9 protein-coding genes are annotated in these 12,648 nt (G+C 67.0%); 4 read left to right on the top strand and 5 right to left on the bottom strand.

The genetic code is table 11. The features are described from left to right. The first annotated feature begins 153 nt into the window (after window positions 1–153). The 3 genes from AC1RR5_RS10675 (at window position 154) to AC1RR5_RS10665 (ending at window position 1,720) form a co-directional block, all read left to right on the top strand. The gene (locus tag AC1RR5_RS10675; protein ID WP_492921447.1) at window positions 154–384 is read left to right on the top strand and encodes a CC0731 family SpdR-regulated protein; all 231 of its coding nucleotides are present in this window, start codon (window positions 154–156) and stop codon (window positions 382–384) included. Then, complete coding sequence (locus tag AC1RR5_RS10670; protein ID WP_492921445.1) at window positions 381–1,028, top strand: TetR family transcriptional regulator; 648 nt, start codon at window positions 381–383, stop codon at window positions 1,026–1,028. The genes AC1RR5_RS10675 and AC1RR5_RS10670 overlap by 4 nt, the downstream gene beginning before the upstream one ends. 83 nt (window positions 1,029–1,111) lie before the next feature. Then, window positions 1,112–1,720, top strand: coding sequence for a TetR/AcrR family transcriptional regulator (locus AC1RR5_RS10665; RefSeq protein WP_492921443.1), 609 nt, complete (start codon window positions 1,112–1,114; stop codon window positions 1,718–1,720). 3 nt (window positions 1,721–1,723) lie between these two features. Here the strand turns inward: AC1RR5_RS10665 and AC1RR5_RS10660 are convergent, their stop codons facing one another. The 3 genes from AC1RR5_RS10660 to AC1RR5_RS10650 form a co-directional block, all read right to left on the bottom strand. Beyond that, a complete protein-coding gene (locus tag AC1RR5_RS10660) occupies window positions 1,724–2,224 on the bottom strand; it encodes an SRPBCC family protein (RefSeq protein WP_492921441.1) in 501 nt (166 codons plus the stop codon). Further along, window positions 2,221–2,550, bottom strand: a complete 330-nt coding sequence (locus tag AC1RR5_RS10655; protein WP_492921439.1) for an ArsR/SmtB family transcription factor — start codon at window positions 2,548–2,550, stop codon at window positions 2,221–2,223. Before AC1RR5_RS10655 ends, AC1RR5_RS10660 begins: the two co-directional genes overlap by 4 nt. A 96-nt stretch (window positions 2,551–2,646) precedes the next feature. Beyond that, on the bottom strand, window positions 2,647–3,690 hold the full coding sequence (locus AC1RR5_RS10650; protein WP_492921437.1) for an NAD(P)-dependent alcohol dehydrogenase: 1,044 nt from the start codon (window positions 3,688–3,690) through the stop codon (window positions 2,647–2,649). 201 nt (window positions 3,691–3,891) lie between these two features. Between AC1RR5_RS10650 and AC1RR5_RS10645 the strand changes: the two genes are divergently transcribed. Next, on the top strand, window positions 3,892–4,800 hold the full coding sequence (locus AC1RR5_RS10645) for an AraC family transcriptional regulator (RefSeq protein ID WP_492921436.1): 909 nt from the start codon (window positions 3,892–3,894) through the stop codon (window positions 4,798–4,800). A gap of 2 nt (window positions 4,801–4,802) precedes the next feature. On the opposite strand, the gene AC1RR5_RS10640 is transcribed toward AC1RR5_RS10645, so the two are convergent. Then, a complete protein-coding gene (locus tag AC1RR5_RS10640) occupies window positions 4,803–6,800 on the bottom strand; it encodes a response regulator (protein ID WP_492921434.1) in 1,998 nt (665 codons plus the stop codon). Between the two features lie 5 nt (window positions 6,801–6,805). Beyond that, window positions 6,806–12,646, bottom strand: coding sequence for a HAMP domain-containing protein (locus AC1RR5_RS10635; RefSeq protein WP_492921432.1), 5,841 nt, complete (start codon window positions 12,644–12,646; stop codon window positions 6,806–6,808). Between the last annotated feature and the right edge of the window lie 2 nt (window positions 12,647–12,648).

The following is a 12,648-nucleotide window of genomic DNA, read 5'->3' as shown; positions in this document are numbered from 1 at the left end:
AGTTCGTTTTCGCGGTTGCAATGCGCTTCCCCTGGCGTTATTGCGCCGCCTTCCTATTTTCAGTGCGCGTTCGTTGAACATGATCAACCTCCCCCCACCGCGGATCGGTTCGACGCTTTTCACTCACCCCAGCGGGGGTAGGAGCTAACCGCAATGGCCCAGAGCGCTCTGCTCTCGACCAACGCCGCGCTCTCCGCGAACGATCGCGAAGAAGCCATGGCCGAAGTCCGCCAACTGATCACCGACCTGCGCGACGCCGCGCAAGACGGTCGCCAGCTGGCCCGCCGTTACGCCGACGTCCTTCAGAACGTCGTCGACGAGTACTGCATTGAATTCGAGAAGCGCGCCGAAGCGGCTCTCGCCCGTCTGGAGGCCGCCGCATGAGCTTTGTGTCCGTAAACATCGAATCCGCCACCGACTCGCCGGTGAAGCTGACCCGTCGCGCCCTCGCCAAGCAGCGCACCCGTGAGCGCGTCCTGGCTGCCGCCCGCCGCCTGTTCAGCGAGCGCGGCTACGAAGGCGCCACGATCCGTGACATCGCTCAGGCCGCCGGCATGTCGACCGGCGCCGTGTTCGCCAGCTTCGCCGACAAGTCGGAGCTGTTCGAAGAGATCCTGACCGCCGACTACGAAGTCATCTACGCCCAGATGACCCAGGCCTCGCGCACCGCCAAGACGATCGACGAGGCCCTGCTGGGCCTGTTCGGCATCGCCTACGGCTTCCACGTCGAGCAACTGCCGCTGCTGCGCGCCAGCATCGCGGTGTCGTGGACCCGTTCGGAAGCCGCCGAGCGTCGCGCCCGCACCGACCTCAAGCACATCTTCCGCCTGATCGGCGACGCCCTGCAGCGCAGCGTCGAAGAAGGTCAGTTGAAGAAAGATATCGACGCCAAGCTTCTGGCTGAGATCACCTGGGACGTGTATGTCGCCAACTACCGCCGCGCCGTCTACGACGGCTGGTCGGTTGAGGCTCTGCTGGCGCGGCTTTCGGAACAACTGAAAGTCATCTTCGCGGGTGCTCGCGCCTAACCAAGCCCGGAGGTCGCTCCGTTCGGGGGAACGGGGCGACCTGCGATTGAACAATGACGCTAGCGTGTTCGAGGGGGACGTGCGTGGGCGTGAGAGACGACCAGAAGGCCGCGACGCGAGAGAAAGTTCTCGATGCGGCCAGAGACCTCTTCAACGAGGTCGGCTACGAGGAGACCACCATCCGCGCCATCGCGGAGCGGGCCGGGGTTTCCGTCGGTAGCGTGTTCACCACCTTCGCCTCCAAGGCCGAGGTGCTGAGCCATGTCATGACGCATCGTTTGGCCGAGCTCTATGCCGAGTTCGACCGCGTGGTGCCGTTCCTGCGGGGCAGCACGGCCGATCGGCTGTGCTCGATCTTCGCGATCCACTACGAGTTCGAGACGCGGCGGGTGAAGCTGTTCCTGGCCCACGTCGCGGCCTCGTACAATCCCAGCAACGACCCGGGTGTCACGCCCTATGGCCGCAATCCGCGCCTGACCCAGATGCTGCTGGACGTCCTCGAAGAGGGCCAGCGCAAGGGTGAGGTGAAGGCTGACGCGGACCTGCCCCTGATCGTCGATACGCTGAAGGCCGCCTATGCCTGGAACTACCGCATGGCGGCGGCGGCGGGCGGGAATCTACCGGCGGCGGAGATGTCGGCGGTGATGGACAGGCAGATCGCGGTCATCGCCGAGGGCTGGAAGCCGCGGTAGCGGCTACAGCCGCTCTTCCCACCCGTACTTGCGATCCAGCTTCGTGAGCTGGCTGTTGAAGCCCATGACCGACATCTTGGTCCAGTGCGGGTCAGGGTGCGGGTGGATGGTCACAACCATCCGGGCCTCTTCGCCCTTGGGGTAGAAGTCGACCTCGATGACACTTTCATAGGTCGCCATGCCCGGCACGAAATCGATGGCGTGGGTCAGCACCAGGCGCGTCATCGGCTTGAACTCCGAATAGCGGCCGTGGGTGTTGTGCGACAGCGGTTGGCCCATCTGCTTCATGGCCGCGATGGCTTCGGCCGAGTCGGCGATCATGTCGTAGGCCAGCTTGCCGTCGACACGGGGCTCCAGGGCGTGGACCTCGACGCGGAAGCCCTCCGGGCCCCACCACGACTCGAAACCGTCCTTGGTGGCCCACAGGGCCCACAGGTCCTCGACATTGGCGCGGTAGGTGCGTTCGACGACCACGATGGCCTGGGGTTCCTGGGTGTCGGTCATGCCTTGGGTTCCTTGGATTGGCGTTTCTCGAGCGCGGCCCCGAAGCGGTCGAGGCGGGCCTCCCACAGCTTGCGGTAGTCGGCTAGCCAGGCTTCGAGCTCCTGGAAGGGCTCGGGCTTCAGGGCGTAGAGGCGGCGCTGGCCGTCGGGGCGCATCGTGACGAACCCCGCCTCGTGCAGGATCCGCAGGTGGCGCGAGACGCCGGACTGGTGGATGCCGGCCTCTTCGACGATGTCGTTCACCGGCCGCTCGCCGTCGCGCAGCGCCTCGATGATGCGGCGGCGGGTCGGGTCGGCCAGGGTCTCGAACGGATCAATCTGCGCCATGATGCATATGCATAGACATGCATATATTGAGCGTCAAGAGACCGCCGCGAGCGTGAGCTCACGGCGGTCCTTTTGATCAACGGGTAGGGAAGGCGCTTACAGCGTCGCCATGTCGATCACGAAGCGGTAGCGCACGTCGCTCTTGGCCATGCGCTTGTAGGCCTCGTTGATCTGGTCGATGGCGATGACCTCGATGTCGGCGACGATGTTATGCTCGCCGCAGAAGTCGAGCATCTCCTGGGTCTCCTTGATCGAGCCGATCATCGAGCCGGCCAGGGTGCGGCGGCCGGGGATCAGGGCGAAGGCGTTCAGCGGCACGGGCTCTTCCGGCGCGCCGACCAGGACCATGGTCCCGTCGATCTTCAAGAGGTTCAGGTAGCTGCCCCAGTCGATGCCGGCCGAGACGGTGCAGATCAGCAGGTCGAACTCACCGGCCAGGGTCTCGAAGGTCGCCGCGTCGCTGGTGGCGTAGTAGTGGTCCGCGCCCATCGCCAGGCCGTCGGCCTGCTTGGACAGCGTCTGGCTCAGCACCGTGACTTCCGCGCCCATGGCGTGGGCCAGCTTGACGCCCATGTGGCCAAGACCCCCCATGCCCAGGATGGCGACCTTCTTGCCGGGACCGGCATTCCAGTGGCGCAGGGGCGAATAAAGCGTGATGCCGGCGCACAGCAGCGGCGCGGCGGCGTCCAGGGGCAGGTTGGCCGGGATCGCCAGGACGTAGTCTTCCTTGACGACCATGTGGTCGGAATAGCCGCCATAGGTCGGGGTGTCCGAGCCCGGCTCGAAGCCGCTGTAGGTCAGGACGAGGCCCGGCTGGTACTGCTCGCGGTCCAGGTCGCGGGCTTCCTTGCAGGTGACGCAGCTGTCGACGAAGCAGCCGACGCCGACAGGATCGCCTTCCTTGAACCGGGTGACGTTCGCGCCGACGGCGGTGACGACGCCGGCGACCTCGTGGCCGGGGACGATTGGATAGACGCTCTGGCCCCAGCCGTTGTCGACCATATGGATGTCGGAGTGGCAGACGCCGCAGTACTTGATCGCGATGACGACGTCGTCGGGATTGGGCGCGCGGCGTTCGAAGCTGAACGGCGCCAGGGGCGCGCCGGCGGCGGTAGCCGCATAGCCTTTAGCGGTGGCCATTCGGGATGTTCCTTGGAAAGCGTGGGAGGTTCGATCGGGGAGGGATCGAACGCCGCGAGATGTGCCACGCACCGGAGCGCCGCCGTTATGCCGATCCTGCAAAGCTCATGCACGATCCTGCAAAAGGCCGCCGGAGCGGTTTTCGGCGGGCCTGCGGAGGCGTAGAGCTGAACCTGTCCGAAAGCCTTGGAAACCAAGCCCTTGAGCGCTCCCGCCCTCGCAGACGTCTATGCCGAGATCGTCCAGATCGTCGCCCGTTACGCCAGGGAGGACGCGATCGAGTCGCCGATCGACGGCTTGTTCATCGTCAAGCGCAGCTCGCCCACCCAGCCCCTGCACGCCCATCAGAGGCCCTCCTTCTGGCTGGTGGCCCAGGGCCGCAAGTGCGTGAAACTGGGCGAGGACGAGCTGCACTACGGCGTCGGCGACTGCCTGCTGGTGGCGCTGGACATGCCGATGACCTCGCGCATCACCCACGCCACCGAGGAAGAACCGCACCTGTGCGTGGGCGTGGAGATCAATCCGGCCCGGCTGGCCGAGCTGATGGGCCGCCTGCCGCCCGAGACCGCCGCCCCGATCGACGGGATCCGTGGCGTGGCGGTCACCAAGGCCGCGCCGGCGTTGCTGGACGCCACCCTGCGGCTGCTGCGGTTGCTGGACCGTCCCCAGGACGTCGCGGCCCTGGCCCCGCTGATCGAGCAGGAGATCCTCTATCACCTGCTGAGCGGTCCGTGCGGCGCGCGGCTGCTGCACATCACCCTGGCCGAGGGTCATGGGCACCGCGTCACCCGCGCCGTCGCCTGGCTGCGCGAGCACTTCGCCGCCACCCTGCGCATCGAGGTCCTGGCCGACCATGTGGGCATGAGCGAGAGCTCGCTGCACCACCACTTCAAGGCCGTCACCGGCATGACGCCGATGCAGTACCAGAAGCAGCTGCGGCTCTATGAGGCCCGCCGGCTGATGCTGGTCGAAGGCCTGGACGTCGGGGCCGCCGGCTTCCACGTCGGCTACCAGAGCCCCTCGCAGTTCAGCCGAGAGTACCGCCGCCTGTACGGCCTGCCGCCGGCGCGGGATCTGGAGGCGCTGCGCACGCCGGTGGCGGCGGAGTAGCCCTAGGCGTCCAGCACCGACCGCACCTTGGCCGCCAGGGACGGCGAGTCATACGGCTTGTCGAGCATCGGATACTCGTCCGCCCAGTCGATGGCCTCCTCGCCGATGAAGCCGGAGGTCAGCAGCACCTTGAGCGCCGGATTGCCGACCCGCGCCTTGCGGGCCAGGTCCAGGCCGCTGACGCCGCCGGGCATGACGACGTCGGAGAACAGCATCTCGAAGGCCGTTCCGCCCTTCAGCCGGCGCAGGGCGCTGGCGGCGTTGTTGGCGGTGGTGACGCGATAGCCCAGCGACTCCAGCGTATCGACGGCCAGGGCCAGCAGGGCCGGATCGTCCTCGACCACCAGGATATGTTCCGAACCCGTCGCATCCTCCGACGGCGCGCTGGGCGCGGCCTCGACCCGGACGGGCGGCGTGATGGCGGGCAGGGTGATCTGGAAGGCCGCGCCTTCGCCCGGAGCGGTGACGACCGTCACCTCGCCGCCGGACTGCTGGACGAAGCCGTAAACCTGCGACAGGCCTAGCCCCGAGCCCTTGCCGACGTCCTTGGTGGTGAAGAACGGCTCGAAGATCCGCGAGGCGACGTCGGTGGCCATGCCGGGGCCGGTGTCGCGCACGACCAGGCGGTGATGGCCGGCCGGGTCGGCCTGGATGCTGATGGTGATGCCGCCGGTCCCGTCCATGGCGTCGCGGGCGTTGACGGCCAGGTTCAGCAGGGCGCTTTCCATCTGGGCCGGGTCGATGTGGACGAAGGCCGGGGCGTCGGCCGGGGCCCACTGCACCGACACCGCCTCGCCGACCGCCTGCTTGATCAGGGGCGAGAAGTCGCGGACCAGGTCGTTCAGATCGACGGCGGCTGGGTCCAGCCGCTGGCGGCGTGAGAAGGCCAGCAGCTGCCGGGTCAGGGCCGCGCCGCGCTCGGTGGCCTGGCGCACGGCCCGCACCTGGCGGTCGAAGGCGAAGCCCTCGCCGCAGCGGCGCTGGATCAGGTCGACATTGCCCAGGATCACGGTCAGCAGGTTGTTGAAGTCGTGGGCGACGCCGCCGGTCAGCTGGCCGACGGTCTCCATCTTTCGAGCGTGGCCCAGGGCCTCTTCCAGCGCGCGGCGCTCGGTATTGTCCAGCAGGGTGCCGAACACCACATCCGCGCCGGTGTCGGGGTCTTCGCTGAGAATGCCCTGGTCGATCAGGGACTTGTAGGTCCCGTCGGCGCACAGCCAGCGGTATTCGCAGGTGTAGGAGCCGGCCCGGCGGGCCTCTTCCTGGGCGCGGGCGACAATGTGCTGGTCGTCAGGATGGACCTGGCCATAGCCGAAGTCCGGGTCCTCGGTGAAGTCGGCGGCCTCATAGCCGGTCAGGCCCTTGATGCTGTCGCTGACCGAAATGGCCGCATACGGAGGATCGGCCATCCGCGAATAGAACACGATCGGCAGGGCGCGCTGGATCGCCTGTTGACGGCGCAGGCTGGCCTGCAGCGAGCGCTCGGCCTCCAGCTTCTCGGCCTGTACGCGGGCGTTCTCTTCCAGCAGGCGCTGGCGGATCTCGACCTCGTTGGCCAGCTCGACGCGCTTCAGGTGCAGGTCGACCAGCACCTGCACCTTGGAGCGCAGGATGAACGGGTCCACCGGCTTGAACACCACGTCGACGGCGCCGGCGGAGTAGGCCTTGAAGATGTGGCCTTCGTCGCGGAACACCGCCGTCAGGAACACGATCGGCACATCGCGTGTCCGACGCCGCTCGCGGATCAGGGCGGCGGTCTCGTAGCCGTCCATGCCGGGCATGTGCAGGTCCAGCAGGATGACGGCGAAGTCGTCATGCAGCAGCTTGCGCAGCGCTTCCGGGCCCGAGCGGGCGATGACCAGCTCCTGGCCCAGGGCCTCCAGCGCCTGGGAGGCGGCGAAGGCGTTGCGCTCGTCGTCGTCGACGATCAGCACCTTGGCCCGCGGTCGGTCGACCGGGACAGGCTCTGGCGGGAACTGGACCGCGGGGGTGGAGGTCATCATGTTCACTGGACGACGCTGGCCAAGCTTATGATGTTGTCGCCGGCCAGCTTGCGGGCGTCGGCGCGCTGCACCGAGACCCGCAGGACCGAGATCAGCTGGTCCAGGTCGACGGGCTTGGACACATAGTCCGAGGCCCCGGCCTGCATGCACTTCTGGCGATCGCCCTTCATGGCCTTGGCGGTGACGGCGACCACCGGCAGGTCGGCGAAGCGCGACCGGGCGCGGATCTCGCGCATGGTCTCGTAGCCGTCCATGTCGGGCATCATGATGTCGACCAGCACCATGTCGACGGCCGGCAGGCTGTCCAGCAGCTCCAGCCCCGCGCGGCCGCTCTCGGCGTAGCGCAGCTCGATGCCGTATTCCTCCAGGGCGCTGGCCAGGGAGAAGATGTTGCGGATGTCGTCATCGATGACCACCGCCGTCCGTCCGGTCAGGACCGCGTCGGCGTGCTTGGTCTTGGTCAGCATGGCGCGGGCCGTGTCGGGCAGGCGCTCGACCGGGGCGTGCTGGATCAGGGCCACGTGGTCGATCAGCTGCTCGGCCGTGCGGGCGATACGGGCCGCGCCGGTGAAGACCGACAGGCGCAGACGGCGCTCGTCCTCGGCGTCCAGGTCGCTGGTGGCGTAGAGCACCGTCGAGCCCGACACCGCGCCGCGCTGCTTGAGCAGGTCCAGGGCCGAGCCGACCGAGCCACCGCTGACCGCGACGACCAGGCAGCCCTGTTCGCCGGTGAAGGCCTCGGGCGGCAGGGTCGCCAGATCGGTTTCGGGGCGAACCGCGCCGAACACCGACTTCAGCAGTTCGGCCGTGGTCTTGTCGCCGTCGACCAGGATCGGGGTGCGCTCGGGCTGGTCGGCCAAGCGGCGCACGCGGTCCAGGGTGGAGACCACCGCCTCCTGCTCGACCGGCTTGCTGGTGAAGCCCAGGGCGCCCATCGACAGCGAGAGACCGCCGCGGTCGTCGGCCGAGATCACCTGCACCGGGATGTGGCGGGTCTCGGGGGTGCGCTTGAGCAAGTCGAGCAGGGCCAGGCCGTCCATGTCGGGCAGGCCCACGTCCAGCAGGATGGCTTCGGGGGCGAAGCGGCGGGCCAGCGACGGCACCGAGGAGCCCTCGGCGGTGACCACGCCCTTGAAGCCGTTGTCGCGGGCCAGGGCCAGCAGGATCGAGGCGAAGCGCGGGTCGTCCTCGACGATCAGCACGGTCGGGTCCTCGGGGGTGACGGTGTCGCGGTCGTCGATGACGCTCTCGACCGGCTCGTACGACGGGGCGTCGGCGGTCGAGAAGGTGAAGGTCGAGGACGGGGGCGTCGGCGCGCGCGCCGACAGCAGCGGCGCGGGCTGGGCCGTCGGGCTGAAGTTCAGCGGCAGGTACAGGGTGAAGGTCGAGCCTTCGCCCGGGGTCGAGACGACCTTCAGCTCGCCGCCCAGCAGGCGGGTGATCTCGCGGCTGATCGACAGGCCCAGGCCCGTGCCGCCGTACTTGCGGCTGGTGGTGCCGTCGGCCTGCTGGAAGGCCTCGAAGATGATCCGCTGCTTGTCTTCCGGGATGCCGATGCCGGTGTCGGCGACCTCGAAGGCCAGCACCTGGCCGGCCTTGTTCAGGTGGTCGTTGCCCAGCGCCCAACCGGACTCGGCGCGACGGACCGACAGCTTCACCGAGCCGGCCTGGGTGAACTTGAAGGCGTTGGACAGCAGGTTCTTGATCACCTGCTGCAGGCGCTTGTCGTCGGTGTACATGGCCGGCGGCAGGGCCGGGTCGATGGCGATGCCGAAGTCCAGCCGCTTGTCCTGGGCCAGCTGGGCGAAGGTGCGCTGGGTCTGGTCGCGCAGGGACGCGAACGGCATCTGGCCGATGTCGAGCGTGACCGTGCCGCTCTCGATCTTCGACAGGTCGAGGATGTCGTTGATCAGGCCCAGGAGGTCGGCGCCAGCCGAGTGGATGTTCTTGGAGAACTCCACCTGCTTGTCGCTCAAGTTCCCTTGCGCGTTCTCGCTGAGCATTTTCGACAGGATCAGCAGGCTGTTCAGCGGCGTGCGCAGTTCGTGGCTCATATTGGCCAGGAACTCGGACTTGTACTTGGAGGTCAGGGCCAGTTGCTCGGCCTTCTCCTCCAGCGCCGCCTTGGCCTGCTCGACCTCGGCGTTCTTGGCTTCCACCTGCTTGTTCTGGGCCGACAGCAGGATGGCCTTGTCCTCCAGTTCGGCATTGGTGGTCTGCAGTTCGTCCTGCTTGGAGCGCAGCAGTTCCTCGGACTGACGGAGCGAGGCGGCCTGCTGTTCCAGGCGGTCGTTGGTCTTCTTCAGCTCTTCCTGCTGGGCCTGCAGTTCGGCGGTCAGCAGCTGCGACTGTTCCAGCAGGCCTTCGGTCCGCATGTTGGCGCCGATGGTCGACAGCACGATGCCGATGGATTCCATCAGCTGGTCCAGGAACGCCTGCTGGGTCTCGTTGAACTCGCCGAAGCTGGCCAGTTCGATCACCGCCTTCAGCTCGCCTTCGAACAGGGCCGGCAGGACGATGATGCTGCGCGGGGCGCTTTCGCCGAGCCCGGAGCTGACCTTGACGTAGTCCTTGGGGACGTTGGTCAGCAGGATCCGTTCCTTCTCGGCCGCGCACTGGCCGATCAGGCCTTCGCGCAGGTGCAGTTGGGACGCCGGGGGCTTGCGACGATTGCCGGCATAGCTGGCGGCCAGGGTCAGCACCGCCTCGCCGGTGTCGCTGGTGTCGGAGACGTAGAAGACCCCGTGCTGGGCGTTGATCAGCGGGGCCAGCTCGGAGAGGACCAGGTTCGACACGGTCGACAGGTCGCGCTCGCCCTGCAGCATGCGGCTGAACCGGGCCAGATTGGTCTTCAGCCAGTCCTGCTCGGTGTTCTTCAGAGTCTGATCCTTCAGATTGCGGATCATCTCGTTGATGTTGTCCTTCAGCGCGGCCACTTCGCCCGAGGCTTCCACGGTGATCGACCGCGTCAGGTCGCCCTTGGTCACGGCCGTCGACACCTCGGCGATGGCGCGGACCTGAGTGGTCAGGTTGGCGGCCAGCTCGTTGACGTTGTCGGTCAGGTCGCGCCACAGGCCGGCGGCCCCGGGGACCCGGGCCTGGCCGCCCAGCTTGCCTTCCGAACCCACTTCGCGGGCCACGTTGGTCACCTGGTCGGCGAAGGTGGCCAGGGTCTCGATCATGCCGTTGATGGTGTCGGCCAGCGAGGCGATCTCGCCCTTGGCGTCCAGGGTCAGCTTGCGCTTGAGGTTGCCTTGCGCGACCGAGGTCACGACGTCGGCGATGTTGCGGACCTGGCCGGTCAGGTTGGCGGCCATCATGTTGACGTTGTCGGTCAGGTCCTTCCAGGTGCCGGCCACGCCGGGCACTTGCGCCTGGCCGCCCAGCTTGCCTTCCGTACCCACTTCACGGGCCAGACGGGTCACTTCCGAGGCAAAACCGTTCAGCTGATCGACCATGACGTTGATGGTCGACTTCAGCTCCAGGATCTCGCCCTTCACGTCGACAGTGATCTTCTTGGAGAGGTCGCCCTTGGCGACGGCGGTCGTCACGTCGGCGATGTTGCGGACCTGGCCGGTCAGGTTGGCGGCCATGAAGTTGACGTTGTCGGTGAGGTCCTTCCAGGCGCCGGTGACGCCCTTCACCTGGGCCTGACCGCCCAGCTTGCCTTCGGTGCCGACTTCGCGCGCCACGCGCGTCACTTCCGACGAGAAGCTGTTCAGCTGGTCCACCATGACATTGATGGTGTTCTTCAGCTCCAGGATCTCGCCCTTCACGTCGACGGTGATCTTCTTGGACAGGTCGCCCATGGCGACTGCGGTGGTCACCTCGGCGATGTTGCGGACCTGGCCGGTCAGGTTGCCGGCCATCAGGTTCACGTTGTCGGTCAGTTCCTTCCAGGCGCCGCCCACGCCCTTCACCTGGGCCTGGCCGCCCAGCTTGCCTTCGGTGCCGACTTCGCGGGCTACGCGGGTCACTTCCGAGGCGAAGGCGTTCAGCTGGTCGACCATGATGTTGATGGTCGACTTCAGCTCCAGGATCTCGCCCTTCACGTCGACGGTGATCTTCTTGGAAAGGTCGCCATTGGCCACGGCGGTGGTGACGTCGGCGATGTTGCGGACCTGACCCGTCAGGTTGGCGGCCATGAAGTTGACGTTGTCGGTGAGGTCCTTCCAGGCGCCGGTCACGCCCTTCACCTGAGCCTGGCCGCCCAGCTTGCCTTCGGTGCCGACTTCGCGGGCCACGCGGGTGACTTCCGAGCTGAACGAGTTGAGCTGGTCCACCATGGTGTTGATGGTGTTCTTCAGCTCCAGGATCTCGCCCTTCACGTCGACGGTGATCTTCTTGGACAAGTCGCCCATGGCCACGGCGGTGGTCACTTCGGCGATGTTACGCACCTGGCCGGTCAGGTTGCCGGCCATCAGGTTGACGTTGTCGGTCAGCTCCTTCCAGGTGCCGCCGACGCCGGTGACGTTGGCCTGGCCGCCCAGCTTGCCTTCCGTGCCCACTTCGCGGGCCACGCGGGTCACTTCGCTGGCGAAGGCGTTCAGCTGATCGACCATGACGTTGATGGTCGATTTGAGCTCGAGGATCTCGCCCTTCACGTCGACGGTGATCTTCTTGGAGAGGTCGCCATTGGCGACGGCGGTGGTCACTTCGGCGATGTTCCGGACCTGACCCGTCAGGTTGGCGGCCATGAAGTTGACGTTGTCGGTAAGGTCCTTCCAGGCCCCGGTCACGCCTTCCACGCGCGCCTGGCCGCCCAGCTTGCCTTCGGTTCCGACTTCGCGCGCCACCCGGGTCACTTCGCTGGCGAAGGCGTTCAGCTGGTCCACCATGACGTTGATGGTGTCCTTCAGCTCCAGGATTTCGCCGCGCACGTCGACGGTGATCTTCTTGGAAAGGTCGCCGCGGGCCACGGCGGTGGTTACCTCGGCGATGTTGCGGACCTGGCCGGTCAGGTTGCCGGCCATCAGGTTGACGTTGTCGGTCAGTTCTTTCCAGGCGCCGGTGACGCCCTTGACCTGGGCCTGGCCGCCCAGCTTGCCTTCGGTGCCCACTTCGCGGGCCACGCGTGTGACTTCCGAAGCGAAGCTGTTGAGCTGGTCCACCATGGTGTTGATGGTGTTCTTCAGCTCCAGCACCTCGCCCTTCACGTCGACGGTGATCTTGCGGCTCAAGTCGCCGTTGGCGACGGCGGTGGTCACCTCGGCGATGTTGCGGACCTGGCCGGTCAGGTTGCCGGCCATCAGGTTCACGTTGTCGGTGAGATCCTTCCAGGCGCCGGTGACGCCCTTCACCTGGGCCTGGCCGCCCAGCTTGCCTTCGGTGCCGACTTCACGGGCCACGCGGGTCACTTCCGAGGCGAACGAGCCCAGCTGCCCGACCATGGTGTTGACGACCTTGCCGGTGCGCAGGAACTCGCCGCGCAGGGGCCGGTCCTCGTTCTCAAGGTCCATGGTCTGGGAGAGGTCGCCATTGGCCACGGCGCCGATGACCCGCGCCATTTCGGCGGTCGGGTGCACCATGTCGGTGATCAGGCTGTTGACGTTCTCGACGCTCTCGGCCCAGGCGCCCACGGCGCCTGGCAGCTGGGCGCGCTGGTTGATCTTGCCCTGGCGGCCGACCACGTCGCGCAGCCGTTCGAACTCTTTCGAGATCCGGTCGTTTAGGTCGACAGCATCATTGAAGGCCTCGGCCAGCTCGCCGTCCAGACCTGACAGGTCGGTGGGCAGGCGGACCGAGAAGTCGCCGCGGCGGAACGCGCGCAGCGCCGCCAGCAGCTGATGGCCGTCGAGCTCGCGGCCACTGGCGGACCGCTCCAAAACGCCTTGCATATGCATGC

This window comes from Caulobacter sp. GW821-FHT11E11 (assembly GCF_058808315.1).
Note: the sequence above shows the minus strand (reverse complement) of the source record. Positions and strands in the feature narration are given on the sequence as shown.

What these genes read in the sequence shown, in the direction of transcription:
- AC1RR5_RS10660 (WP_492921441.1), bottom strand. Translation starts at nt 2,224, where the DNA reads ATGACCGACACCCAGGAACCCCAGGCCATCGTGGTCGTCGAACGCACC.
- AC1RR5_RS10650 (WP_492921437.1), bottom strand. Translation starts at nt 3,690, where the DNA reads ATGGCCACCGCTAAAGGCTATGCGGCTACCGCCGCCGGCGCGCCCCTG.
- AC1RR5_RS10655 (WP_492921439.1), bottom strand. Translation starts at nt 2,550, where the DNA reads ATGGCGCAGATTGATCCGTTCGAGACCCTGGCCGACCCGACCCGCCGC.
- AC1RR5_RS10640 (WP_492921434.1), bottom strand. Translation starts at nt 6,800, where the DNA reads ATGACCTCCACCCCCGCGGTCCAGTTCCCGCCAGAGCCTGTCCCGGTC.
- AC1RR5_RS10635 (WP_492921432.1), bottom strand. Translation starts at nt 12,646, where the DNA reads ATGCATATGCAAGGCGTTTTGGAGCGGTCCGCCAGTGGCCGCGAGCTC.
- AC1RR5_RS10670 (WP_492921445.1), top strand. Translation starts at nt 381, where the DNA reads ATGAGCTTTGTGTCCGTAAACATCGAATCCGCCACCGACTCGCCGGTG.
- AC1RR5_RS10675 (WP_492921447.1), top strand. Translation starts at nt 154, where the DNA reads ATGGCCCAGAGCGCTCTGCTCTCGACCAACGCCGCGCTCTCCGCGAAC.